Annotated in this window: 21 protein-coding genes; 15 read left to right on the plus strand and 6 right to left on the minus strand. The window is 61.8% G+C overall.

Translation table 11 applies throughout. The features are described 5' to 3' along the window. The first annotated feature begins 54 nt into the window (after window positions 1-54). Both K6M89_RS07255 and K6M89_RS07260 read left to right on the plus strand, forming a co-directional pair. Complete coding sequence (locus tag K6M89_RS07255) at window positions 55-915, plus strand: S49 family peptidase (RefSeq protein ID WP_222138926.1); 861 nt, start codon at window positions 55-57, stop codon at window positions 913-915. 18 nt (window positions 916-933) lie between these two features. Then, on the plus strand, window positions 934-1,125 hold the full coding sequence (locus K6M89_RS07260) for a hypothetical protein (RefSeq protein ID WP_222138927.1): 192 nt from the start codon (window positions 934-936) through the stop codon (window positions 1,123-1,125). Between the two features lie 256 nt (window positions 1,126-1,381). Here the strand turns inward: K6M89_RS07260 and K6M89_RS07265 are convergent, their stop codons facing one another. After that, the gene (locus K6M89_RS07265) at window positions 1,382-2,170 is read right to left on the minus strand and encodes an AraC family transcriptional regulator (RefSeq protein ID WP_222138928.1); all 789 of its coding nucleotides are present in this window, start codon (window positions 2,168-2,170) and stop codon (window positions 1,382-1,384) included. Between the two features lie 92 nt (window positions 2,171-2,262). On the opposite strand from K6M89_RS07265, the gene K6M89_RS07270 reads away from it, so the two are divergent. Beyond that, the gene (locus tag K6M89_RS07270) at window positions 2,263-2,799 is read left to right on the plus strand and encodes a peroxiredoxin-like family protein (RefSeq protein ID WP_222138929.1); all 537 of its coding nucleotides are present in this window, start codon (window positions 2,263-2,265) and stop codon (window positions 2,797-2,799) included. Here K6M89_RS07270 and K6M89_RS07275 read toward each other — a convergent pair. Genes K6M89_RS07275 through K6M89_RS07285 form a run of 3 tightly spaced genes read right to left on the minus strand, consistent with a single transcriptional unit; the run spans window position 2,796 to window position 4,332 of the window. Beyond that, window positions 2,796-3,419 carry a DNA-3-methyladenine glycosylase I gene (locus tag K6M89_RS07275; protein ID WP_222138930.1) on the minus strand — a complete coding sequence of 208 codons (624 nt, stop codon included), beginning with the start codon at window positions 3,417-3,419 and terminating at the stop codon, window positions 2,796-2,798. The genes K6M89_RS07270 and K6M89_RS07275 overlap by 4 nt on opposite strands. Window positions 3,420-3,423: 4 nt before the next feature. Next, window positions 3,424-3,711, minus strand: coding sequence for a YciI family protein (locus K6M89_RS07280; protein WP_131666216.1), 288 nt, complete (start codon window positions 3,709-3,711; stop codon window positions 3,424-3,426). 12 nt (window positions 3,712-3,723) lie between these two features. Continuing rightward, the gene (locus K6M89_RS07285; protein WP_168293429.1) at window positions 3,724-4,332 is read right to left on the minus strand and encodes a TetR/AcrR family transcriptional regulator; all 609 of its coding nucleotides are present in this window, start codon (window positions 4,330-4,332) and stop codon (window positions 3,724-3,726) included. Between the two features lie 377 nt (window positions 4,333-4,709). On the opposite strand from K6M89_RS07285, the gene K6M89_RS07290 reads away from it, so the two are divergent. The 9 genes from K6M89_RS07290 (at window position 4,710) to K6M89_RS07330 (ending at window position 16,280) form a co-directional block, all read left to right on the plus strand. Then, window positions 4,710-5,666: a glycine--tRNA ligase subunit alpha gene (locus K6M89_RS07290; protein ID WP_222138931.1), complete on the plus strand. Its 957-nt coding sequence runs from the start codon at window positions 4,710-4,712 to the stop codon at window positions 5,664-5,666. After that, window positions 5,663-6,214: a P-loop nucleotide/nucleoside kinase family protein gene (locus tag K6M89_RS07295; RefSeq protein WP_222138932.1), complete on the plus strand. Its 552-nt coding sequence runs from the start codon at window positions 5,663-5,665 to the stop codon at window positions 6,212-6,214. The genes K6M89_RS07290 and K6M89_RS07295 overlap by 4 nt, the downstream gene beginning before the upstream one ends. A gap of 187 nt (window positions 6,215-6,401) precedes the next feature. Beyond that, on the plus strand, window positions 6,402-8,150 hold the full coding sequence (locus K6M89_RS07300) for a DUF2207 family protein (RefSeq protein ID WP_222139033.1): 1,749 nt from the start codon (window positions 6,402-6,404) through the stop codon (window positions 8,148-8,150). A 115-nt stretch (window positions 8,151-8,265) separates the two neighbouring features. Further along, window positions 8,266-8,817 carry a LemA family protein gene (locus tag K6M89_RS07305; RefSeq protein WP_222138933.1) on the plus strand — a complete coding sequence of 184 codons (552 nt, stop codon included), beginning with the start codon at window positions 8,266-8,268 and terminating at the stop codon, window positions 8,815-8,817. Window positions 8,818-8,903: 86 nt separating this feature from the next. Beyond that, on the plus strand, window positions 8,904-10,166 hold the full coding sequence (locus K6M89_RS07310; protein WP_222138934.1) for a 3-phosphoshikimate 1-carboxyvinyltransferase: 1,263 nt from the start codon (window positions 8,904-8,906) through the stop codon (window positions 10,164-10,166). 39 nt (window positions 10,167-10,205) lie between these two features. Beyond that, window positions 10,206-12,137 (plus strand): DUF2207 domain-containing protein, encoded by a 1,932-nt coding sequence (locus tag K6M89_RS07315; RefSeq protein ID WP_222138935.1) that lies wholly within the window; start codon window positions 10,206-10,208, stop codon window positions 12,135-12,137. 65 nt (window positions 12,138-12,202) lie between these two features. Then, the gene (gene purD / locus K6M89_RS07320; RefSeq protein ID WP_222138936.1) at window positions 12,203-13,474 is read left to right on the plus strand and encodes a phosphoribosylamine--glycine ligase; all 1,272 of its coding nucleotides are present in this window, start codon (window positions 12,203-12,205) and stop codon (window positions 13,472-13,474) included. 104 nt (window positions 13,475-13,578) lie between these two features. Next, window positions 13,579-14,043, plus strand: a complete 465-nt coding sequence (locus K6M89_RS07325; RefSeq protein ID WP_222138937.1) for a plant virulence effector HPE1-like domain-containing protein — start codon at window positions 13,579-13,581, stop codon at window positions 14,041-14,043. 413 nt (window positions 14,044-14,456) lie between these two features. Then, on the plus strand, window positions 14,457-16,280 hold the full coding sequence (locus tag K6M89_RS07330) for a methyl-accepting chemotaxis protein (RefSeq protein WP_222138938.1): 1,824 nt from the start codon (window positions 14,457-14,459) through the stop codon (window positions 16,278-16,280). Between the two features lie 63 nt (window positions 16,281-16,343). Here K6M89_RS07330 and K6M89_RS07335 read toward each other — a convergent pair whose 3' ends face one another. Both K6M89_RS07335 and glyS read right to left on the minus strand, forming a co-directional pair. Next, window positions 16,344-16,838 carry a 2-thiouracil desulfurase family protein gene (locus K6M89_RS07335; protein WP_222138939.1) on the minus strand — a complete coding sequence of 165 codons (495 nt, stop codon included), beginning with the start codon at window positions 16,836-16,838 and terminating at the stop codon, window positions 16,344-16,346. A gap of 74 nt (window positions 16,839-16,912) precedes the next feature. Next, entirely contained in the window at window positions 16,913-19,027 is a 2,115-nt protein-coding gene (gene glyS, locus K6M89_RS07340; protein WP_222138940.1) for a glycine--tRNA ligase subunit beta, read from the minus strand. A gap of 455 nt (window positions 19,028-19,482) precedes the next feature. On the opposite strand from glyS, the gene K6M89_RS07345 reads away from it, so the two are divergent. The 3 genes from K6M89_RS07345 (at window position 19,483) to K6M89_RS07355 (ending at window position 23,872) form a co-directional block, all read left to right on the plus strand. After that, entirely contained in the window at window positions 19,483-21,792 is a 2,310-nt protein-coding gene (locus K6M89_RS07345; protein ID WP_222138941.1) for a Tex family protein, read from the plus strand. A 133-nt stretch (window positions 21,793-21,925) separates the two neighbouring features. Further along, window positions 21,926-23,185: a cyclopropane fatty acid synthase gene (locus K6M89_RS07350; protein ID WP_222138942.1), complete on the plus strand. Its 1,260-nt coding sequence runs from the start codon at window positions 21,926-21,928 to the stop codon at window positions 23,183-23,185. A 105-nt stretch (window positions 23,186-23,290) separates the two neighbouring features. Beyond that, window positions 23,291-23,872: a histidine phosphatase family protein gene (locus tag K6M89_RS07355; protein WP_222138943.1), complete on the plus strand. Its 582-nt coding sequence runs from the start codon at window positions 23,291-23,293 to the stop codon at window positions 23,870-23,872. The last annotated feature ends 194 nt before the right edge of the window (window positions 23,873-24,066 follow it).

The raw sequence follows: 24,066 nt of genomic DNA on the forward strand, positions 1-24,066 counted from the left end.
CATGGATGCCGATCGTAGATTGACGATCGGGCGACCCGAAGCGAAGGATGGGAAATGGCCGGATTCTGGAAAAAATTGCTGCCGAAACGGTTCCGCAAGGAGGGCGTCACCATCCCGGTCGTCAGATTGCAGGGCGCGATCATCAGCGGCGGCGGCCAATTCCGGCCGACCCTCAATCTCGCCAATGTCGCTCCGGTCCTGGAAAAGGCCTTTGCCATGAAGGGCTCGCCGGCGGTTGCCATCGCGATCAACTCGCCGGGCGGCTCGCCCGTCCAGTCCCGGCTGATCTTCACCCGCATCCGCGAGCTTGCCCGCGAGAAGCAGAAGAAGGTCCTGGTCTTCGTCGAGGACGTCGCCGCCTCCGGCGGCTATATGATCGCGCTTGCCGGCGATGAGATCATCGCCGACGCCACCTCGATCGTCGGCTCGATCGGCGTCGTCTCCGGCGGTTTCGGCTTTCCCGAACTTCTGAAGAAGATCGGCGTCGAGCGCCGCGTCTATACGGCGGGCGAAAACAAGGTGATCCTCGATCCGTTCCAGCCGGAAAAAGAAAAGGACATCGAATATCTGAAGAGCCTGCAGCTCGAGATCCATCAGGTCTTCATCTCGATGGTGCGCGAGCGCCGCGCCGGCAAGCTGAAGGATGACGCCACCGTCTTTTCCGGCCTGTTCTGGAGCGGCACCCGCGGCCTCGAACTCGGCCTCGTCGACGGCCTCGGCGACATGCGCCAGGAATTGAAGCGACGCTACGGCCAGAAGACCAAGCTTGAGCTCGTCACCGCCGGCCGCGGCCTGCTCGGCCGCCGCATCCCCGGCGTGTCGCCGGTCTCGCTCGAGGGCGCCGCATCGGGACTCGCGACGGGGCTTGTCGAAGCAGCGGAAGAGAGAGCATTGTGGACCCGCTTCGGGCTTTGAGAGGAGCAAGAGAGGGGCATGGCACAGCTTATCACCATCCTGGTCCTGGTCTTTTCGGCCTGGTGGCTCTACCGCCGCTTCGTCTCCGATGCCCGCAAGCTCGCTGAAAAATCACGCCGCGCCGAAAAGGAGCGCCAGACCGGCGCGATCGGCACGCTGGTCAAGGATCCCGTGACCGGGGAATACCGGCTGAAGCGCGAGGGAGAATAAGAGGCCTCGTAACTCATCTGCCTCTCATCAGGCTGCCGCTCCGCAGTGCGCAGCGTAGGGCGGGCTTGGAACCCTCCTCTGTCCTGCCGGACATCTCCCCCACTCGGGGGAGGCAGGGCAGAGGGTATTCCGGAATTATGGGGCAGATGCCACCAACCGATAACGATGCGGTGTTGGCAGCTTTGCGCCCCAGAAGCGGACGGTTGAAGATTTCCGATCAGCGGCTGGAATGATCCAAAGCAGTCGCTCGAGGAGACTACGATCCATGTTCTGTGGCCTGCATCGAAACCTGCCTCCCGAGAGATGGCCAGTCCCCAAATTTCCGAAAGTAGGCGCGGGAGAATGCTGCGGCACTGCCGAAGCCGACTTGCCGTGCCACGGTCTTCACCGTCGCCCCTTTGGACAGCTTCCGTCGGCCAATGACCAAGCGCCATCCCGTCAGGTAAGCCTGGGGCGTTGTGCCAACCACGTCGCGAAAAAGAGCCATAAAATGGCTTCGTGACATCCCGGCCTCCGCAGCAAGGTCTTCGATGTTCCAAGCGCGAGTCGGAGCATCATGCATAGCTACCAATGTCCGGTGTAATGAGGGGTGGGACAGGCCTGCCAGTAAGCCAGGTCCGGTTGCACCGCGGTCGATCGCTGTACGCAGAATAAGCAAAACCATCACTTCGCAGAGGCGGTTGAGGGCCGCGCTGCGCCCGCAACGGGGTTCCAAGGCCTCCGCCAGGAAAGCGGCTGTCGTGTCCCGAAGGGTTGGAATGTCGTTGATTTCGACCAGAACTTGATCCGGCAGCGCGTTCAAGAGCGGGTTGTGTACCCCCTCGAAATCGACCGCTGCTGTTACCAAAGCTGGCGGTTCAGGAATCGTGTCGCCGCGCAGGCAAAGGATGATCTTTTCCGCACGTCCCCCCGGTTCGCCGATTACAAATAGCCTCGCTTGTCTGTCGTTGGCCCGCGTCGGTTCTAGCGAGGCTTTCAGCTCGAACGTGTCAAAGAAGGCTGAGAGGCGATCCAGTTTCGAAAGGATTTTCGGATTCTTGATCATATTTTGAGGATCATTAACGGCCCTGACTATGGAATATTGAAGCACCAACGTCAACTTGGGCGTCGGAAGCGTCATGCAATCGGAGTTGATCGATGTTAGTCCCGAGAACACTGGCCCCTCATTTGACCGTCAAAACCCTCCAGCACGGAGAGTTCGATCTCACCCGCGAAAAGCCATCGCTTATGACGCTCGTGTGCTTTTACCGTGGTCTCCACTGCCCGGTCTGCGGAATCTATCTCAAAGAGCTGGAGCGGATGACGCTATCCTTCGACGAGCGCGGAGTCAGTACAATCGCCATAAGCTCTGATGGGGAAGACCGCGCCCGGCAAATGGCCGATAAGATTGGTGCTGAGCACTTGCGTATCGGCTTCGGTCTGCCTTTAAGCGTGGCACGGCAATGGGGCCTCTACATTTCATCCTCGCGCGGAAAGACCTCAATCGGCATCGAGGAGCCCGAACTGTTTTCCGAGCCGGGGGTCTTCCTGATCAAGCCGGATCAAACGGTCTATTGGCTCTCGGTGCAATCCATGCCATTCGCACGACCAAATTTCGTCGAGATGGTGCAAGCTTTGGATTTCGTCATCAAAAACGACTACTCGGCACGAGGTGAATACACCGGCGAGGTTTAAGTCCGGTTGGCGGCCCTGGAACGCTGGAATGCAGCTCTAGCCGCCTCGGCCCTGTCTCGGAATACGCAGTCTTCGGCGTGATCATTGAACAGTCCCATTGCCTGCATGAAAGCATAGACTGTGGTGGGGCCGACAAATGACCAGCCGCGCTTCTTCAGGTCTTTCGACATGGCGATGGACCCGGCTGAGGTGGATGCGGTCTGCGGAGCAGCAAGCTCTGTCGCCTTCGGTTCGAAGCGCCAGACATAGGCGGCGAGCGAACCCTCCTGCTTCACCAGTTCCTGGGCACGCTGCGCGTTGTTTATGACCGCCGCGATCTTACCGCGATGGCGCACGATGCCATCGTCCCGGAGCAGGCGCATAATGTCGGCCTCCGTGAATTGCGCGATGCGGTCAAAGTCGAAACCGAGAAAGGCAGCCCGAAAATTCTCGCGCTTGGACAGGATAGTGCGCCAGCTCAAACCTGACTGGAAGCCTTCGAGGCAAAGCTTCTCAAATAAACGGTGATCATCATCTACCGGGAAGCCCCACTCGGTGTCGTGATAGGGCAGGAACTCCGGAGCGGCTGCGCACCAGCGGCAACGCGGCTGCCCATCCGGGCCGAAGATCGTCGCGCTCATTTTCTCACGCCCTAAGAAAGGCCAAGCGGTCGTCGGTGCGGCCCGGTGCAATTTCAAGAATGTCTGCGCTTACGACACCCCCCACAACGAAAGGATCTTGCTGGAGACGCATTTCGAGATCGGCGCGGGATGTGTTGTGGGCGAGAACCGCTCCGCCCGCACTTTGCTGTAGGCTTCCGGTAAGGAGGAAGATACCATCGTCAAAGCCCTGTTTGATCCAGGCATTATGCCCTTCCATAAGGGCGGAGGCTCGGGCCTTGTTGGCGGAGAATTTAAGTGTAACGACGAACATACAGGCCCCCCTTTAGGAATTCTGGATGGAAACGGATTCGGGATGATCGGATAGATTGGGTCGCTGCACTGCCAACCATAGGCACATATCGTCGACTTCACGGCGGACGAAGGCTTCGTCGCGGAAGGCGGTCGCGAGTGCGGCGACACCCTGGCTTCGCATCAGGATGTGCATGGCAAGCGCGTCGGCATCGGTCTCACGGCCAAGTGCGGCAAACTGGCGCGAAAGCCAATTGCGAAACAGAGTGAAAAGCTTGGTCGCCTCGTCCTTGGCAGAGTGGTCGAGTTTGGCGAGTTCGTTGCAAAGCGTGCCGACTGGGCAGCCAAAGGCCATGATCTTTGTCTGGTTCATGATGAGCATGTGGATGAAGCTTCTGATCCGTTCGCCGGGGGCTTCAGCCCCAGCCTCCCACGCATCTAGCATCGCCTTGGTCTTTGAAAGACGATGGGCGATCACCGCATCGAGAATCTCGTCTTTCGTCTTGAAGTGATAGTAGAAGTTGCCTCGCGAAAGTCCGACGACTGCCGCAATGTCGGCGAAGGACGTCGCCTCGAATCCCCGCTCATAAAAAAGCCTGTCTGCAGCCTCAACAATCTGCAGTCGTGTGGTCGCTGCCCCCAAGTGCCCGGTTCTCCATCGCCATCGCTCGTCGCGTAGGGCAATTGCCCTACAAAGTTCTTTAGGACGATTGTCCTAATGACGTCAAGGGTGGACGTGAAGGTGACGGGCTTCAGCAAGTGACTGCTATCCCCCAATGTAGACGCTCGACTATCGAGAGAAGCGACCGCTGAGGGCCAGGCCGAAAGCGGTCGCTGGTGGCATTTGCTGCATAATTCCGGGGTATTCCCCGCTGCACGCCGCCACAAGGGTTAGGGTGAGGGGCGGCTAAGTCCTCTTCCATATCGGCTTTCGCCGGCTGTCCGCCGTAAACGTCTTGACCCCCGCCGCCCTCCATGGCACCTGTCGCGTCGATAATCCCAAAGCAATCGGTGCCGTCGATGTCAGCTATCCCAGACCATATGAACCCCAAGCGCTCGTTCCAGGCGCTGATCCTGACCCTGCATAACTACTGGGCGGACAAGGGTTGCGCGGTGCTGCAGCCCTACGACATGGAAGTCGGTGCCGGCACCTTCCACCCGGCCACGACGCTGCGCTCCCTCGGGCCGAAACCATGGAAGGCGGCCTATGTTCAGCCGTCGCGGCGTCCGTCCGACGGCCGCTATGGCGAAAACCCGAACCGGCTGCAGCATTATTACCAGTATCAGGTCATCCTGAAGCCGAACCCGCCCAATTTGCAGGAGCTTTATCTCGGCTCGCTGGCGGCGATCGGCCTCGACCCGCTGCTGCACGACATCCGCTTCGTCGAGGATGATTGGGAAAGCCCGACGCTCGGCGCCTGGGGTCTCGGCTGGGAATGCTGGTGCGACGGCATGGAAGTCTCGCAGTTCACCTATTTCCAGCAGGTCTGCGGCATCGAATGCGCGCCGGTCGCCGGTGAACTGACCTATGGTCTCGAGCGCCTCGCCATGTATGTCCAGGGCGTCGACAATGTCTACGATCTGAACTTCAACGGCCGCGAGGGCGACGAGAAGATCAGCTATGGCGACGTCTTCCTGCAGGCCGAGCAGGAATATTCGCGTCACAATTTCGAATTCGCCAATATCGAGATGCTGCATCGTCACTTTGTCGATGCCGAGAAGGAATGCCGGGCGCTGCTCGATGCCGGCGCGCCTGACGACAGCGCCAACCAGCGCCTGCACAAATGCGTCTTCCCGGCCTATGACCAGTGCATCAAGGCCAGCCACGTCTTCAACCTTCTGGATGCCCGCGGCGTCATCTCGGTCACCGAGCGCCAGAGCTATATCTTGCGGGTGCGCACGCTCGCCAAAGCCTGCGGCGAAGCCTTCCTGCTGACCGATGCCGGCGGCGTCAATCTGACCAGCGAGGCGGCGTGACGCAAAAGCCTGCCAGCCGTATAATCCATATCAACGGCTGGCCAGGCACCGGGAAGCTGACGGTCGGCCGCTTGCTGGCGAAAAGGCTCGGCGCACGGCTCATCGACAATCATACGCTGCTTAATCCAGCCGAGGCTCTTTTTGCCCGCAGCAACCCTCTGCATGCATCGCTGCGTGAGCAGATTCGCCGAGCGGTCTTCGACCATGCTGCGCGCGCCGATCCGGCGGAAAGCTTCGTCTTCACCGATGCTCTTTCGGATGACGCGGACGATAGTGCGATGTTTTCCTGGTATCTCGATCTGGCGGCCGCCAGAGGCGCGGATCTGGTCGCGGTTCTCCTCGATTGCGCGCCGGAGGAGAATGCCAGGCGCCTCATCTCAGCGGGCCGGTCCGAGGCGCTCAAGCTGACGGATGCGGCGAAGCTGCAACAGCTCAGGGCAAACTATAAACTGTTGCGCGGACTGGCGGAGCACACAGTCGTAATTGATACGACGGAGCTTTCGCCGGAGTTGACGGCGGCCCGGATCCTCGCGCATATCGGTGTCTGACGATAGCCCGCTCCTACACTCCATGTCGTCTAAAAAAATCCGTCGCTCCAGGGGTCAGGCTTCTTTTGTATTGCGTAAACCATCACTACGTTGTCATCTCTGGTGTTACGATAACGTAAGCTTTGGTATCTCTTTGAAGAGCAATATTTTTTACTTTAGACTTTTATATGAGAATTTGCCCTCCAGTATGTTGCGCCTTTTATCATGGCCCATCTTATGCGCCATGCTGCTCGCACTGACGTCGTGCAGCAATTTCGACCAAGAGTTCACCGTCCAATCGGCAAACAGCACGGTTGAGGTCTACACCGACGGCACCGCCTTTGTGTCGGAGTTCTTCGACATCGCGGTCAAAAGGGCGGAAAATTACGGCGGCGTTTACGTTGATATCCCTCAACGTTTCACGGATGCGTCAGGTGGTGTTCACTGGCGCGATTTCCAACTGGCCGCAGCTCGGCGCGGCGGACTCGATGAATATTTTTCCATAGAAAACAATGTGCCGGGCTATTCGATTTATATAGGAATGGAGCACTGCAAAAGTTGCTCTGCAGATCTGCCCAAGGTTCCTACAAAGATCCAGATCGCTTACTGGCTCGGACGCCTGGTTCGTCAGGAAGGCAACCGCGAGGTTCTCTTCCTGCCAGCCTATATGGGTCGCGTGCACGGCCAGGGAGCGAAAAAAACGCTGACCCTGAAGCTGCCGCCGGGCGGAACGTTACGCCCTTCGCAACAGGATCGGGCGGCGGCCTATGACGTCACGCGCAGCGCGCCGAATGAGCTCTTGGTGTCGATTCCAGCAGGCAAGGGGGATAGAGTCCTGCCTGATATCGAGATCGAATATCCCGCAGGGACCTTTGTGATTGTAACAAGCGGGAAGCGGATACAGTGGTGGCTTTCCGATCATTTTCTCCCCTTCATAAGCATTTTAGGGCCGCTGATCGTCGCTCTGGTCGCTATCCTCAAATTTCGACCGTCCTGGCTTGTGCCTGCACCATTGATAACTGTCGACACCAAAATAACGCAAAACATATCCCCCGCTCTGGCGGCCTATTTGTTCCGGAATTGGAAGGCAGATGCGGCAAAAGCGGCCTTCCTGGCGTCCGTCTGCCAACTCGCAGTAAAGCGAATGCTTCGCATTTCCAGCCTGGATGAGGATGCGGAGGCTTCGAACTTAATCACAAAGCAAGAGCGCAAGAAGGGCAAGCCGGGTCGCTCCAGGTGGTATGCTCTTCCGGCCCCGACGCGCTTGGTATTCGGCCAAATTGAAGGAGAGCGGCCTGCCGGCGATCGGCGCAGAGTTAAAAATGCCCGGCCTGATGTGAGAGATGAATTGCACAGAACAGTCACTGAGGAATATCAGAAGATCAGAGGCAAAGATCGATGGAGCTTGGCGGCTGCAGTATCAATTTTGGCTCTCGGCATTGTCGTCGCCTCTTTTTCCGGCCTTTTGATCTTCTCCACGGCCATCTGCGGGATATTGTTGGTTCTGTTGATCGTTGTAACGATGTTCCGCCATCCGGAGCGGTTTCCCGTGGCCGCCGGCACCTCCGAGCAATTCAGCCAGGCGGCATTTTTGTTTGTAGGGCTTCCGGCGATTGTTATTGCTGCACTTTCCTATATCGGCACGACCGAGGTGATCAGCGAACAGCGGCCATATCTGATGGCGATCTTGCTGCACATTGTCGGCATTATCGCCATTGTGGCGATGCTGCGCATGCCAACGCCGAAGCAGCGGCAGATCCGCAACAACATCCTCGATTTGAATCGGTATTTTCGCGGCGAGATAAACGGCCCGGCAATGTCGGTCGAATGTTACGAGCACTATCTGCCATTCGCTGTTGCGCTTGATGTCGAGCAACGCTGGACCGAACGCTTCAATCTGTGGCGGGAACGCGAAAAGATGGATGCCTATGCTCCGGATTGGCTGATAGCCTCTTAGTCAGCAGAGTATCCATCAAAGTCTCATCGAAACCGGCTGAGGAATTGTTTCGCCACGATGACTTTCCACAGCGGAATCACTAACGTGCGGTCATCAAATCGGGGAGCCCATCTGCATGTATGTCATACTCGCTGTTGTAGCCGTTATCGCGCTTTACATCGTCTTCATCTATAACGGCCTGGTTCGCTCCCGGCAGATGGCGCAAGAGGCCTGGTCGGGCATCGATGTGCAGTTGAAGCGCCGCGCCGATCTGATCCCGAACCTGATCGAGACCGTCAAGGGTTATGCCGCCCATGAGAAGTCGACGCTCGAAGAGGTGGTTTCGCTCCGCAACAAGGCGCAGGCCGTGCCATCAGGCGATGTCGCCGGCAGGGCACAGGTGGAAGGGCTGCTCGGCCAGGCGCTCGGCCGCGTCATCGCGCTCGCCGAAGCCTATCCGGATCTCAAGGCCAACCAGAATTTTGCCGAGCTGCAGGATTCGCTGGAAACCATGGAAGGCGAGCTGCAGATGTCGCGGCGTTATTACAATGGTGCGGCCCGCGATCTGAACGTCAAGGTCGAAAGCTTCCCCTCCAATCTCGTTGCCGGCCAGTTCGGTTTTGCCAAGCGGGAATATTTCGAAATCACCAATGAGGCCGATCGTGCCGTCCCCAGCGTGAAATTCTGACGGTCCGGCATTTTGCCTTTGCCAGAAAGCGATTAAGAGCAAGGGCAGATTGCGACCGGCAATGGTCGCTCCATGGAAGAAACAACATGACACGCACAGCCAAACTCACGATCATCCCGCCTGCCGGGCCGCTTTCGGGCCGCGCCATGCCGCCGGGTTCGAAGTCGATCACCAATCGGGCACTGCTGCTCGCCGGCCTTGCAAAGGGCACGAGCCGGCTGACCGGCGCGCTGAAGAGCGACGATACGCGTTATATGGCCGATGCGCTGCGCGCCATGGGCGTTGCGATCGATGAGCCCGATGAGACCACCTTCGTCGTCACCGGCAGCGGCCGGCTCCTGCCGCCGAAAGCGCCGCTCTTCCTCGGCAATGCCGGTACGGCCACACGCTTCCTGACAGCGGCCGCCGCGCTCGTCGACGGCACCGTCATCGTCGATGGCGACGAGCACATGCGCAAGCGCCCGATCGGCCCGCTGGTCGAGGCGATGCGCACACTCGGCATCGATGTGAGCGCCGAAACCGGCTGCCCGCCGGTCACCGTCAGGGGTACCGGCCGCTTTGAGGCCGACCGCATCCTGATCGATGGCGGGCTGTCCAGCCAATATGTTTCGGCGCTGCTGATGATGGCCGCCGGAGGCGACCGTCCTGTTGACATCGAACTCGTCGGCGAGGATATCGGCGCGCTTGGCTATATCGATCTCACCACGGCGGCGATGACGGCCTTCGGCGCCAAGGTCGAAAAGACCAGCCCCGTCACCTGGCGCGTCGAGCCGACCGGTTATCGCGCAGCCGACTTCGTCATCGAGCCGGATGCATCCGCCGCCACCTATCTCTGGGCGGCCGAGGTGCTGAGCGATGGCAAGATCGATCTCGGGGTGCCGAACGATGCCTTCACCCAGCCGGATGCCAAGGCCTACGAGACGATTGCCAGGTTCCCGCATCTGCCGGCTGAAATCGATGGCTCGCAGATGCAGGATGCCGTTCCGACGATCGCCGTGCTTGCCGCCTTCAACGAGACGCCGGTGCGCTTCGTTGGAATCGCCAATCTGCGCGTCAAGGAATGCGACCGCATCCGCGCCCTGTCCACGGGGCTCAACAATATTCGCGAAGGCCTGGCCGTCGAGGAGGGTGACGACCTGATCGTCCATTCCGATCCTGCTCTCGCCGGTCAGACGCTGCCGGCCGAGATCGACACGTTTGCCGATCACCGTATTGCGATGAGCTTTGCGCTCGCCGGCCTCAAGATCGATGGCATCACCATTCTCGATCCCGATTGCGTCGGCAAGACCTTCCCTGCCTATTGGCGGACGCTTGCTGCACTTGGTGTGACCTATCGGGACAAGGATTGACGGACAGGCGCAGTCGAGGCTGACGGCGGGGAGACGGGGATGGGGCGTCGGTTTTTCGGTTTTTGCTTGGCGCTGCTCTTGTGGGTGGCCGCCCCGGCGGCCTTCGCCACGGAGCTGATCGACAGTTTCGTCTCAGACATTGCGCTCGAAAAAAGCGGCGCGATGACGGTGACGGAAACGATTACCGTCAATGCCGAGGGCAACCAGATCAATCACGGCATCTTTCGTGATTTCCCGCTCTATTTCACCGATGCAGCAGACCGCCGGCGCAGCGTTGATTTCGATATGGTCTCGGTGCAGCGGGACGGCGAGGACGAGCCCTGGCATACCGAGTCGATATCGGGCGGCATCCGCATCTATGCCGGCTCGGCCGACGTAACCGTGACGCCTGGCCGTCATCGCTACGTCTTCACCTACAAGACGAACCGGCAGATTCGCTATTTCGACGACCATGACGAGCTCTACTGGAACGTCACCGGCAATGGCTGGATCTTTCCGATCCGTTCGGTCACTGCGACGGTGACGCTGCCGCCGGGAGTCGGCGCAACCGAGACGATCTTTTTCACCGGCCCGCAGGGCGCGACGGGAAAGAACGCACGGGTCAGTGAAACCGCGGCCGGCCTCGTCTTTTCCACCACCACGCCGCTCGGCGCAGGCGAAGGCCTGACCTTCGCGATCCGCATGCCGAAAGGCTCGATCGATCCGCCGAGCGCGGACATGGAAAGCAGCTGGTGGCTGAAGGACAACCGCAACTATTTCATCGGCTTCGGCGGCCTGGTCCTGGTCTTTGCCTATTACCTCAGATCCTGGCTGAAAGTCGGTCGCGATCCTGCCCGCGGCGTCGTCGTGCCGCGTTGGGATGCGCCCGACGGCATCTCGCCGGCGCTGGTCAACTATATCGACAATAAGGGTTTCTCCGGTGGGGGCTGGACGGCGCTTGCCGCCACCGCGCTCAATCTTGCGGTGCGCGGCTACGTCAAACTCGAAGACCTGAAGAATTCGATCGTCGTCCGCGGCACCGGAAAGCCGCTCGGCAAGGAGAAATTCCAGGCCGGCGAGACCGAACTGCTGAGGGTTGCGGGCGGCGCCGGCGGGACGCTGACGATCGACAGGGCCAATGGCGAGCGGGTGAAAACGGTCGGCCAGGCCTTCCGTTCGGCGATCGAGAAGGAGCACCGCGGCAGATATTACAATTCCAACGTCGGTTATACCGCAGGCGGCGTCGCGCTCAGCGCTGCGGCGTTGGTGATATTGTTCGTCTACGGTTCGCTGGAGCCCGACACCATCGCGCTGATGCTGATCCCGATCGCCATCTCGGTCTTCGTTGCGGTCTTCGTCGCCGGCTTGGTCAAGTCGCTGCATCGGGGCAGCTCGCTGTTCGGCAAGATCATCGCCATCATCGCCGCGGCGATCGGGGTTTTCGTCGGCATCAGCATCCTTGCGGTCGTCGTCCTGGCGCTTGCCTCATCGCTGATGGAACTGCACGAGACGCCGATGCTCTTCGCCGTTGGCGGAATCGTGCTGCTCAACATCCTCTATGTCTTCATCATGGGGGCGCCGACGCCGCTCGGCGCCAGGATGATGGACGGCATAGACGGCCTGCGGCAATATTTGACGCTGGCCGAGAAGGACCGCATGAACATGGCGGGCGCGCCTGAAATGTCGCCGCAACATTTCGAGACGCTGCTCCCCTACGCCGTGGCTTTGGGCGTCGAAAAGCCTTGGTCGCGCACTTTTGAGACCTGGCTTGCGGCTGCCGCCGCCGGTGCGGCGGCCTATGACCCCTCCTGGTATTCCGGCGATTTCGACAGCGGCCGCTTTTCCGACCGCGTCGGCGGGTTCTCCTCGTCGATGGCCTCGACCATCGCCTCGACGATCCCGTCGCCGCCGCCGTCGAGCTCGTCCTCCGGCTTTTCCGGCGGCGGCTCCTCCGGCGGGGGTGGCGGCGGTGGCGGAGGCGGGGGCTGGTAAGCTTTCCCGCTTGACCTTTCGGCGCTTGGCCCTTAACCGCCAGGGACAAAAGGAAAGGGTGGCGCATGAAGGTTCTGTTGATCGGATCGGGCGGACGCGAGCACGCACTCGCCTGGAAGCTGGCGCAATCGCCGTTGCTGAGCGAGTTCTATGCCGCACCCGGCAATCCCGGCATTGCCGAACACGCCACCCTCGTACCCGTGAATATCGACGATCATGAAGCGGTCGCCGCTTTCTGCCGGGAGAAGGCGATCGATTTCGTCGTCGTCGGCCCGGAAGCGCCGCTCGTTGCCGGCCTTGCCGACCGGCTGCGCGCCGATGGCCTGGCGGTCTTCGGTCCCTCCGCCGCCGCCGCCCAGCTCGAGGGCTCCAAGGGCTTCACCAAGGATATCTGCGCCCGCTACGGTATTCCCACCGGCGCCTATCAGCGCTTCAACAATGCGCCGAAGGCCAAGGCCTATATCCGCGCCCAGGGCGCACCGATCGTCGTCAAGGCTGACGGCCTGGCCGCCGGCAAGGGCGTGACCGTCGCGATGACGCTGGACGAGGCGTTTGCTGCCGTCGACGACTGTTTCGAGGGTGCTTTTGGTGCCGCCGGCGCCGAAGTCGTGGTCGAAGCCTATCTCGATGGCGAGGAGGCGAGCTTCTTCTGCCTCTGCGACGGCAGACATGCGCTGCCGCTCGCAACCGCCCAGGATCACAAGCGGGTGGGCGAGGGCGATACCGGCGTCAATACCGGCGGCATGGGCGCCTATTCGCCGGCGCCCGTCATGACCGCCGAAATGGTCGAGCGCACCATGAAGGAGATCATCGAGCCGACGATCCGCGGCATGGCCGAGAGCGGCCATCCCTTCTCTGGCGTGTTTTTCGCCGGATTGATGATCACCGAGAAAGGGCCGGAACTGATCGAATACAATGTCCGCTTCGGTGATCCCGAATGCCAGGTGCTGATGATGCGGCTGAAGAGCGATCTGCTGCCGCTGCTTCTGGCCGCCGCCAACGGCACCCTCGACCAGGTCAGCGCCGACTGGAGTGACGATCCGGCACTGACTGTCGTCATGGCCTCGAAGGGCTATCCCGGCGCCTATGAAAAGAACACGCCGATCCTCTCCCTGCCGCAGGCGGGCGACGGCGAGAAAGTGTTTCATGCCGGCACGGGCCTCAAGGACGGCGCGCTGGTTGCAACCGGCGGCCGCGTGCTGAACGTCACCGCATCAGGCGGCACGGTCGCCGAAGCGAGTACACGCGCCTACGCCCTGCTCGACAAGGTCCGCTGGGAAAACGGCTTCTGCCGCCGCGACATCGGCTGGCGGGCGATCGAGCGCGAAAAGGCCTGATATCAGGTGTAAACCGGCGCCTTCGTTAAATTTTTACCCTTTCCCCTGACGGGATGGAAACAAAGCTGCGTTATACCGCTCTCATAGTGAGACGGAGCGGCTTTATGCGTCAGATTTTCCTCGGTGCGGCAATCCTGCTGATGGCGGATTCGGCAATGGCCTCCTCAATCGAGGTGATCGGCAAGGCCGCGCCGCGCGCCGCCGAGGGCAGCATCGTCACCGAAAGTTGCGCCGATTGCCCGCCGCTGCAGGCCGAGATCACCAAGAAGGATTATACAGTGCCGGAACTGAAGGCCGGCGCCGTGCAGGCGACCGAGGTCCGTGATGTCGGCGGCGAAAAGAAGATCTATCGCACTGAAGCCTGGATGGGCGGCTCGCCCGTGGTCTTCGTCAGCAAAGCGACCCCGGAAGCGATGATTGCCGCCGCGCCTTTGGCCCCGCCTGCCGACGGGATCGATATGAACGCCACCACCGCCGCCGTCATCGGCAGCGACGCCCGGCCGGTTGCCGCCGGCGTGGCGCAACAGCCGGCGACCCTCAACGTTTCCGATTTCAAGCTGCGGTTCTGAAGCAATTCCCGTTTTGCGCCCGGAATTGCTTGAAGACAAAGTTCCCTGCCCCTGCCTGATCAAGGTTTCGATCGCTTGGGGCTCCACCACCGGTGGACCGAATGCACCCTCGATGAGCAGCGAGGGTGCATTCACGTTTTGGAGCATATGCTGGAAATAGCGCGGTGTCCGGGGCCAGAAAGCGGCATGAAAATCCGGCGGTTTTGCTTTGCAAGCTACCCCCGGATTTTTAGGGAATTTGCGTCGCGAACAGTAAAATTAAAGCTTTCTTATAGGGTGAGCGTCAATGGTTATTTACCCGGTCGCAGCATGTTGTTTTTAGCAGCGGTAGACGCGTCGTCTTGTTTGGCGCGCTCGCACAGGCGGTAGAAGACCGCACCGGAAGGCACCCACCATTCCCGTTGCGAGGCGTCGTGAAAAATCTGAAAATATCGAAGCAGCTCATATTACTGGTCGTTGGGCTGATGGCGGCCTTTGCGATCGCCACCTCCCTGCAGATCTGCTCCTCGGTCGATGCGATCTACAAGGAGCGTTATGACATGCTGCGCGCCGAGGTTCAGTCGGCGGTCTCCGTTCTCAAGCTTTACCAGGCCAAGGTCACGTCAGGCGAAATGACGCTCGAGGATGCCCAGAAGCAGGCCTACACCACCGTCAACGGGATGAAATACGACCCGGACGGCTATTTCTTCGGTTATAGCTACGACGTCCAGATGATGTTCCACTACGACGCCGCGAAAGTCGGGCAGAACCTGAAGGGCCAGCCGGACAGCAAGGGCAAGCTCTATCGCGAAGAGCTGGTGAAGCTCGGGCAGCAGGGCGGCGGTCTCGTCGAATTTTATTCCACCAGCAAACCGGGAGAGCCCGCCGGCGATTTCCGCAAGACGGCCTATGGGCAGGCCTTCGATCCCTGGAAGGTCGTCGTCGTCACCGGCGTCTACATGGACGATCTCGATGCTCAGGTAAACAGCACGATCCTGACCGCACTGTCCGGCAGCATCGTCCTGTTCTTTCTTGCCATGACGGCCGCCTACATCGTCATCCGCGGCATATCGGGCCCCCTCAACAACGTCCATGCCGCCCTGAAGGCAGTGGCCGAGGAGGACGTTTCCATCACCATCCCGCACACGGCCATGAACAATGAGGTCGGCATGATGGCCAAGGCGACGTTGTCGCTGCAGGAAAAAATCAGGGAGCGCCATCAAATGTCGGATCGCGAGGCGGCCCAGCAGTTGGCGCTGGAAAACGAGCGTGAAAACAATCTGCGTCAGCAGCAGGGCGAGGCGGCGCTCCAGGCCCGCGTGGTGGCGACGATTGGTCAGGCGCTGGAGATGATCGCCCGCGGTGATCTCACCGTCCGCTGCGCCGATCTCGGTCAGAAATACGCCGCCCTGCGAGACAACTTCAACGATGCACTGTCGCATCTCGAAGCCGCCATGGCCAAGGTCAGCGCCAAGGGCACCGATATCGGCACCAGCAAGGAAGAGATCCGCCGCGCCTCCAACGAGCTGTCGCAGCGCACCGAACGCCAGGCCGCCAGCCTGGAGGAAACCTCGGCCGCCCTCGACGAACTCACCGTTGCCGTTCGCCAGACCGCCGATGGCGCCCATGAGGCGAGCAAGCGCGTCCACTCCGTCAGCACCGAGGCCACCCGTAGCGATGCGATCGTCGGCCAGGCGATCGAGGCGATGAGCGGCATCGAGAAGTCATCATCGGAGATCACCAAGATCATCGGCGTCATCGACGAGATCGCCTTCCAGACCAACCTGTTGGCGCTGAATGCCGGCGTCGAGGCGGCCCGTGCCGGTGAAAGCGGCAAGGGTTTTGCGGTCGTCGCCCAGGAAGTCCGCGAGCTTGCCCAGCGCTCGGCTGCCGCCGCCAAGGAGATCAAGGATCAGATCGCCCGCTCCTCCAGCCAGGTGGATCAGGGCGTCCGTCTGGTCGGCGAGGCCGGCGAGGCGCTGAAGCGCATCTCCGACCAGATCAAGGCGGCCAACGAGATCGTCGCCAAGATCGCCCACAGCGCCTCCGAACAGGATACGACGCTGCGCTCGATCTCCTCGTCGATGAACCAGCTCGACGCCGCCACCCAGCAGAATGCCGCCATGGCCGAGGAGACCACGGCATCGGCCGAAACGCTGGCCAGCGATACCGACGAACTGATCGACCTCATCCGCGGCTTCCGCGTCAGTGGCGAAAGGGTTGCTCCTGCCATGCATCGAGGTCGCCGCGCCGCGTAATCCGCTTTGGGGATTGCGTTACCAGAGCTTAGCGGCCGCCGGTTTCCGGCGGCCGCCCTGCGTTCAGGTGTCGTGTGCCACGCGTGCGATCAGCCGCTCGATGTCGCGATCGGAAAACACTTCGATACCGACCGCTTTCAGCGCTGCCGCCGTCACGCCATTGCCGGCCTGCTTGCGGCCGGAAAAGCTGCCATCATAGATGAAGGCCGAGCCGCAGGACGGACTGCCGTCGATGAGCAGCGCATAGCGGCAGCCGGTCTGCTTTGCGAGCGCCACGGCATTTTCCGCCGCCAGCAGGAACACTGCCGTCACGTCGCCGCCGGTGACCTCGACAACCCGCGCCGTGCCAGCCAGCACCTCTTCGCCGGTTGCCGCCCCTGCTATCTCCGCCGGCGATCGCGGCACCTTCATGCCTGCCGACATTTCCGGACAGATCGTCACCAGCCGCCCCTCGGCCCGCCATGCCTCGATCGCCGGATGCAGCAACGGCTTCGCCCGCCCGTCATAGCGGACGGCGTGGCCCATAAGACAGGCGCTGACGAGAATCTTGTCTTGCATGCCTTTTGGATAACGCCACTGCTGCTACAATGCCAGCCTGCGTTCGCCTGAAAATTCCAGCCGAAACCCGGCTCTCACCCCGAAATCTTCGAGAAATCCGCAACCGTTCCCGTTGCTTCGCGGATCAGCCGCAAGAGGGCGAGGCGGTTGGCGCGGATGGCGGCGTCCTCGTCGTTGACCAGCACCTCTTCGAAGAAGCGGTCGACCGGGCCGCGCAGCTTGGACAGGGCTTCCATCGCCGAGCGGAAATCCTCCCCGGCCACGGCATCCGCCGCATCCTTCGAGGCAGCTGATATGGCGGCAAACAGCTCCTTCTCGGCGTCGAGCTTCAGAAGTGCCGGGGATACGCCGTCGGCAATGACGGTGCCCTTCTTTTCCTCGGCGGCGAGCAGCTGCGTCGCACGCTTGGTGCCGGCAAGCAGGTTCTTGCCGTCTTCCGAGGTGATGAAGTCTGTCAGCGCTTCGACGCGGCGCGCCACCATCAAGAGGTCGTCGGCATCGGGCGTCAGCACGGCGTCGATGAGATCGTGGCGGGCGCCCTGATCGCGCAGATAGACCTTGAGCCGGTCGTGGAAGAAGGAGAGCAGATCGCCATCCCTTGTTGTCGCCAACAGCGACAGGCGGACCCTTCGCTCCAGCAGGATGCGGACGACACCGAGGGCTGCCCGCCGCAGCGCAAAGGGATCCTTCGATCCCGTCGGCTTTTCGTCGATCGCCCAGAAGCCGGTCAGCGTGTCGAGCTTGTCGGCAAGCGCCAGCGTGATCGCCACCTTGTCTTCCGGCACCCGGTCGGACGGGCCTTGCGGCTTGTAGTGATCTTCGACGGCCGCGGCAACCGAGGCGTTTTCGCCCTGCAACACCGCATATTTGCGGCCCATCAACCCTTGCAGCTCCGGAAATTCGCCGACGGCTTCGGTGCGCAGATCGGCCTTGGCGAGCACGGCGGCGCGATCGGTGAGCGCCGTATCGGCGCCGGTGACAGCAGCCAATTCCTTGGCCAGCGCCCGGATGCGGGCGACGCGCGCACCCTGCGTGCCGAGCTTGGCATGGAAGGTCACGTCGAGCGCGTCGAGCTTGGCCATGCGCTGATCGAGCGGCTTCTTGAGGTCGAGGCCGAACTTTGTCGCCGAAGCTGCGAGCGTCTCGAGATCCGGCAGGTTGCCCTGGTCGCGCTTCCAGAAATGCAGCGCGTCCGAAAGCCGGGCCCGCACCACCTTGCCATTGCCATGGACGATTTCCTTGCCGCCGTCATGCGCCTGGATGTTGGAGACGAGGATGAACCGGTTCGACAGCGTCTCCTCGCCCTGCTTGCGGGTGACGAAGCACTTCTGATTGGTCTTGATCGTCAGCCGGATGATTTCCGAGGGGATGGAGAGGTAATCCTCCTCGAAGGAGCCCATCAGCACCTGCGGCCATTCGACGAGGCCGGAGACTTCCTCCAGCAAGCCTTCGTCTTCCACCAGTTCGAGCCCGTTGGCAAAGGCGATGTCGCGCGCGTCGTGCAGGATGATGTCCTTGCGCCGCTCGGCATCGAGGATGACCTTCGCCTTTTCCAGGCTCGCCGCATAATCGTCGAAGCGCCGGACGGTGATCGCCTCGGGCGCATGGAATCGATGGCCGTAGGTGACGTTGGAGGCGGTGATGCCGTCGATCTCGAAGGGGATGACGACTGTCTCCTCATGCTCGGGTCCGAAGGTGCAGACGATCGACTGCAGCGGCCGCACCCAGCGCAGCGCGCCGGACTTGGAGGAGGCCTTGCCCCAGCGCATCGACTTCGGCCAGGGGAAATCGCGGATGATGCCGGGCATCACATCGGCGACGATTTCTTCCGCCGCGCGGCCGGGCTTGGAGATGACCGCGACGTAAAAATCGCCCTTCTTCGGATCGCTGACCACCTGCGCCTCGGAAACCGACGCAAGGCCGGCGCCGCGCAAGAAACCTTCGATCGCCTTCTCGTTGGCGTCGGTGCGCGGCCCCTTGCGCTCCTCGCGCACATCGGCCGAGCGCGCCGTCAGGCCGTGAATGTCGAGCGCCAGCCGCCGCGGCGTCCAATATTCACGCGCGCCCTCATAGGACAGACCCGCTTCGACGAGTGCATCGGTGACGAGCTTCTTCAGGTCGCCGGCAGCCTTGCGCTGCATGCGGGCAGGAATCTCTTCGGAGCGGAGTTCGAGAAGAAGGTTTGGCATGTCACACTTTTCCTTGCGCCCGCGGGCAGGGCGATCCAAAACTTTGCTTCTGCTATCAAAGAATGCCGCATCTGCACAACCGCAAAAACGGAAGAGAGCGATGGGTGGATGGTTGGAGGTGTTGTGCCGTGTGGCCCCCTCATCCGACCCTTCGGGCCACCTTCTCCCCGCTGGGGAGAAGAGAGGAGTAGGCCGCTTGCCCTCGGCTCCACAAACAGTACCTCCAGGAGGGCGGGACGCTGCTACGAGTCCGCTTCTCCCCTCGGGGGTCCGAAGGACGGGTCGAGACCTGCGGCTCGACCCCGGTTGATGCCGGCAGGCAGATGAGGGGGCTACAACTGCACAACGCCGATGATCCCCATCCCTCAACTTCCGCTGTGGAAACCACAGTCGGGCATTGCCTTGCCGCTTTTCGCCGCTATGGTCCCGCAACTTTCGTCGACACAGGAAATCCCATGGCCGCTGACCTCCGTTTTCTCGCAGCCCGCATCGCGGCCGAAATCAACGCCCGGCCGGATCAGGCCAAGGCCGCCATCGAGCTGCTCGACGAGGGAGCCACCGTGCCCTTCATCGCCCGCTACCGCAAGGAAGTGACCGGCGGGCTCGACGACACGCAGCTGCGCAATCTCGCCGAGCGGCTGGTCTATCTGCGCGAACTCGAAGCCCGGCGCGCTGCGATTGTCGAATCGATCACCGGCCAGGGCAAGATGACCGACGAGCTGATGGGGAAAGTCGCCGGCGCCGAAACCAAGGCCGAGCTCGAGGATCTCTATCTGCCCTACAAGCCGAAGCGCCGCACCCGCGCCGAAATCGCCCGCGAACGCGGCCTCGGCCCGCTTGCCGAGAAAATTCTTGCCGACCGCGGCCGGGAACCGGCGGTGCTCGCCGAAGCCTTCGTCACGGCTGACGTGCCCGATGTGAAGACGGCGCTCGAAGGCGCGCGCGACATCATCGCCGAAGGCATTGCCGAAAACGCCGATCTGCTCGGCAGACTGCGCGCCCATATGCGCCAGGCCGCGCTGCTGAAGGCCAAGGTCGTCGACGGCAAGCAGGCGGCGGGCGAGAAGTTTTCCGACTATTTCGACCATTCCGAACGCTGGGCGACGGCGCCTGGCCACCGGGCGCTCGCCATGCTGCGCGGCTGGAACGAGGAGGTGTTGACGCTGACGATCGAGGCCGACGCCGACACACCCTCGCCGATGAAGCCGGTCGAACGCATGATCGCTGCCGCTTACGAGATCGGCGCGAGCCGCCCGGGCGACCGCTGGCTGATGGAGGTCGCCAGCTGGACCTGGCGCGTCAAGCTTTCCATGTCGCTGTCGCTCGACCTGATGCGTGAACTGCGCGAGAGGGCCGAGGAGGAGGCGATCCATGTCTTCGCCCGCAATCTCAAGGATCTGCTGCTCGCCGCACCCGCCGGCTCGCGCGCCACGATGGGTCTCGATCCCGGCATCCGCACCGGCGTCAAGGTCGCCGTCGTCGACGGCACCGGCAAGGTGGTTGCGACCTCGACCGTCTATCCCTTCCAGCCACGAAACGATGTGCGCCGCGCCCAGGTCGAGATCGCATCGCTGATCCGCAAGCACAATGTCGAGCTGATCTCGATCGGCAACGGCACCGGCAGCCGCGAGACGGAAAAGCTGGTGGCTGACATGCTGGCCGAACTGCCGGCGCCGAAGCCGACCAAGGTCATCGTCTCGGAAGCCGGCGCCTCGGTCTATTCCGCCTCGGCGACCGCCGCGGCCGAATTCCCCGATCTCGACGTGTCGCTGCGCGGCGCCGTCTCCATTGCCCGGCGCCTGCAGGATCCCTTGGCCGAACTCGTCAAGATCGAGCCGAAGTCGATCGGCGTCGGCCAGTATCAGCACGATGTCGACCAGCAGAAGCTGTCGCGTTCGCTCGATGCCGTGGTCGAAGACGCGGTGAATGCCGTCGGTGTCGATCTTAACACCGCCTCGGCGCCGCTGCTCTCGCGCGTCTCCGGTCTCGGGCCCTCGATCGCCGACGCCATCGTCCGCCACCGCGACAGCGAGGGCCGTTTCGAGACGCGCCGCGATCTGTTGAAGGTTGCCCGCCTCGGTGGCCGCACCTTCGAGCAATGCGCCGGCTTCCTGCGCATCCCGAACGGCAAGGAACCGCTCGATGCCTCCTCCGTCCATCCGGAGGCCTATGGTGTCGCCAAAAAGATCGTCGCCGCCTGCGGCCGGGATCTGCGCGCGCTGATGGGCGACAGCGCCGTCCTGAAAGCGGTCGACCCGCGCCAGTTCATCGACGAGAAATTCGGCCTGCCGACGGTTCGCGACATCATCGCCGAGCTGGAGAAGCCGGGCCGCGACCCGCGCCCGAGCTTCAAGACTGCGACCTTCGCCGAGGGCGTCAACGAAATTTCCGACCTGAAGCCGGGCATGGTGCTCGAGGGGACGGTGACCAATGTCGCCGCCTTCGGCGCCTTCGTCGATATCGGTGTGCACCAGGATGGCCTGGTGCATGTGTCCCAGCTCGCTGATCGCTTCGTCAAGGATCCGCATGAGGTCGTCAAGGCTGGCGACGTCGTCAAGGTGCGGGTCGTCGGAGTCGACGCCAAGCGCAAGCGCATCGCTCTGTCGATGAAACGCGATGACGGTTCTGCAGCACCGCCGCCGCGCGGTGATTCTCGCGGCAACCAGGGCTCGCGACCGCAGAACGAAAGACGGCCGGCCGCGCCGAAACAGGAGAGCCAGGGAGCCTTCGGCGCTGCATTGGCCGAAGCGATGAAGCGAAAATAAGGGTTTAGCCGGAATTTCGGCAAAAATGCAACAATTTGGCAGCGTTCTGAAGGGAGTGCTAAATCCGGCGCTTGTAAGGCGAAAGAGATCGCTTAAGTTGATGTGACCATCCTGTCACATTTGCGAGGCGTCCATGGCGTCGGCTTTCTTATCGATCGTCCAGCAAATCATCCGCAAGGGTTCGTTGAAGCTTACCCTTGCCAATGGCGAGACCCATGATATCGGCGACGGCACGGGTGAGACCGTTGTCGCCCGCCTTGCCGACCAGGAGGCGGAGGACGCCATCCGGCGCGACCCGACGATGAAGCTCGGCGAAATGTACATGCAGGGCCGGTTCATTCTCGAACAGGGCAACATCTATGATTTCCTGTCGCTGGTGAAACAGAATACCACCAACGAGATCTTCGATTTCAAGATGGCAGCACTGCTCGTCGGCCGCATTGCCTGGCAGCAGTTGAAGAGCCGCCTGCCGGTCAATCGCAACAAGCACAACGTCGCCCATCACTACGACCTGTCGGCCAAGCTTTTCGATCTCTTCCTCGATGAGGACTGGCAATATTCCTGCGCCTATTTCGAACCGCCGGGCATCAGTCTCGACGAGGCGCAGCTCGCCAAGAAACGCCACATCGCCGCCAAGCTCCTGCTCAAGCCCAACCAGCGTATCCTGGAGATCGGCTCCGGCTGGGGCGGCATGGGCATGTATCTGACGGAGGCGACGCAGGGCGCCGAGTTCACCGGCATTACGCTCAGCGAAGAACAGCTGAAGGTCTCTCGAGCCCGCGCCGAAAAACGCGGCCTTGCCGACCGCGTGCGTTTCGAGCTGCAGGACTATCGCAGCATGACCGGCCAAAAGTTCGACCGCATCGTCTCCGTCGGCATGTTCGAACATGTCGGCATCGGCAATTACGCCAATTTCTTCCGCAAGGTCTCTGATCTCCTCGATTACAATGGCGTCATGGTGCTGCATTCGATCGGCCGTCCGAAGCCGAGTTTCGGCACCAATGCCTTCATCGAGAAGTATATTTTCCCCGGCGGCTATATCCCGTCCGTCGGCGAAGTCGTGCCGCCGCTCGAAAAGGCCGGGCTGCTGGTCAAGGATATCGAAATCCTGCCCATGCATTATGCGTATACGCTTCGCCATTGGCGCGAGCGTTTCGTGGCGCGCAAGGCCGAAGCGGTGGCGCTCTACGACGAGCAGTTCTTCCGCATGTGGGAATTTTATCTCGCCGGTTCCGAGATGGGCTTCCGCTGGGACGAGCTCTTCATCCTGCAGATCCAGATCGCCAAGAACCAGTTCGCCGTTCCCGACAATCGCAATTACATCGCCGAGAACGAAGCCAGGCTGAAGGAATTCGAGGCGCGGCGCCCTCCGCTGGAAAAAGTAACGTTCTAAAACATGTTGCCGCAAGACCGTGCCGCGATCTTGCGGCAACGATATGCGTGTTTTGGCACCGGCAGCCGTTGCCGGTGGTGACGGCCATGATGAAAGGGCATGCCGATGAGCAGTGCGTTTCCCGAGATTTACCTCGTCCGCCACGGCGAGACCGAATGGAGCCGGTCGGGGCGCCACACCGGACGCAGCGACATTCCGCTGACGGAGGTGGGCGAGGCCGCCGCCCGCAAACTTGCCGAGCGGCTCTCGGACCACTCCTTCGCTGCCGTCTGGTCAAGCCCCTCCGCGCGCGCCCGTAAAACCTGCGCGCTTGCCGGCGTCGGATCGGGCGCGGTGATCCGCGAGGATCTCGCCGAATGGGACTACGGCGCTTATGAAGGCATCACCACCAAGGAAATCCTGGCGGGCCGCCCCGGCTGGCAGCTCTTTCGCGACGGCTGCCCGAATGGCGAAACACCCGTCGATGTCGGCGCCCGCGCCGACGCCGTCGTCGAGGCGCTTCGCCAGGCGGCCGCCCCCATCCTGATTTTCTCGAGCTCGCATTTCCTGCGCGTGCTCGCCGCCCGCTGGCTCGGCCTGCCACCTGAAGGCGGCGCGCATTTCGTGCTGGACACGGCCAGCATCAGCGTGCTCGGTTACGAACACGATCTGACGGAACCGGTTATTCGCCGGTGGAACCAGAGATAGAGCGGCTGCGGAGCGGGACTGCGGTGAGGTCGGTTCGTTGGCGCCGTGCCTGTGGCCCCCTCATCCGACCCTTCGGGCCACCTTTGCCTGGGCCGAGCCACGGGTCTCGACCCGTCCTACGCATCCCCGAGGGGAGAAGAGGGAGCGAGCGGCACCGCCGTCACTCCCAGCCAAGGTCCTGGGGAGCGAGACGC

The organism is Rhizobium croatiense (assembly GCF_019793465.1).
GTDB lineage: Bacteria > Pseudomonadota > Alphaproteobacteria > Rhizobiales > Rhizobiaceae > Rhizobium > Rhizobium croatiense.

Excerpts from the sequence above, each read along its gene's own strand:
- K6M89_RS07255 (WP_222138926.1), top strand. The coding sequence starts at position 55 with ATGGCCGGATTCTGGAAAAAATTGCTGCCGAAACGGTTCCGCAAGGAG.
- K6M89_RS07260 (WP_222138927.1), top strand. The coding sequence starts at position 934 with ATGGCACAGCTTATCACCATCCTGGTCCTGGTCTTTTCGGCCTGGTGG.
- K6M89_RS07265 (WP_222138928.1), bottom strand. The coding sequence starts at position 2,170 with ATGATCAAGAATCCGAAAATCCTTTCGAAACTGGATCGCCTCTCAGCC.
- K6M89_RS07270 (WP_222138929.1), top strand. The coding sequence starts at position 2,263 with ATGTTAGTCCCGAGAACACTGGCCCCTCATTTGACCGTCAAAACCCTC.
- K6M89_RS07275 (WP_222138930.1), bottom strand. The coding sequence starts at position 3,419 with ATGAGCGCGACGATCTTCGGCCCGGATGGGCAGCCGCGTTGCCGCTGG.
- K6M89_RS07280 (WP_131666216.1), bottom strand. The coding sequence starts at position 3,711 with ATGTTCGTCGTTACACTTAAATTCTCCGCCAACAAGGCCCGAGCCTCC.
- K6M89_RS07290 (WP_222138931.1), top strand. The coding sequence starts at position 4,710 with ATGTCAGCTATCCCAGACCATATGAACCCCAAGCGCTCGTTCCAGGCG.
- K6M89_RS07300 (WP_222139033.1), top strand. The coding sequence starts at position 6,402 with ATGTTGCGCCTTTTATCATGGCCCATCTTATGCGCCATGCTGCTCGCA.
- K6M89_RS07305 (WP_222138933.1), top strand. The coding sequence starts at position 8,266 with ATGTATGTCATACTCGCTGTTGTAGCCGTTATCGCGCTTTACATCGTC.
- K6M89_RS07310 (WP_222138934.1), top strand. The coding sequence starts at position 8,904 with ATGACACGCACAGCCAAACTCACGATCATCCCGCCTGCCGGGCCGCTT.
- K6M89_RS07315 (WP_222138935.1), top strand. The coding sequence starts at position 10,206 with ATGGGGCGTCGGTTTTTCGGTTTTTGCTTGGCGCTGCTCTTGTGGGTG.
- purD (WP_222138936.1), top strand. The coding sequence starts at position 12,203 with ATGAAGGTTCTGTTGATCGGATCGGGCGGACGCGAGCACGCACTCGCC.
- K6M89_RS07325 (WP_222138937.1), top strand. The coding sequence starts at position 13,579 with ATGCGTCAGATTTTCCTCGGTGCGGCAATCCTGCTGATGGCGGATTCG.
- K6M89_RS07335 (WP_222138939.1), bottom strand. The coding sequence starts at position 16,838 with ATGCAAGACAAGATTCTCGTCAGCGCCTGTCTTATGGGCCACGCCGTC.
- glyS (WP_222138940.1), bottom strand. The coding sequence starts at position 19,027 with ATGCCAAACCTTCTTCTCGAACTCCGCTCCGAAGAGATTCCTGCCCGC.
- K6M89_RS07345 (WP_222138941.1), top strand. The coding sequence starts at position 19,483 with ATGGCCGCTGACCTCCGTTTTCTCGCAGCCCGCATCGCGGCCGAAATC.
- K6M89_RS07350 (WP_222138942.1), top strand. The coding sequence starts at position 21,926 with ATGGCGTCGGCTTTCTTATCGATCGTCCAGCAAATCATCCGCAAGGGT.
- K6M89_RS07355 (WP_222138943.1), top strand. The coding sequence starts at position 23,291 with ATGAGCAGTGCGTTTCCCGAGATTTACCTCGTCCGCCACGGCGAGACC.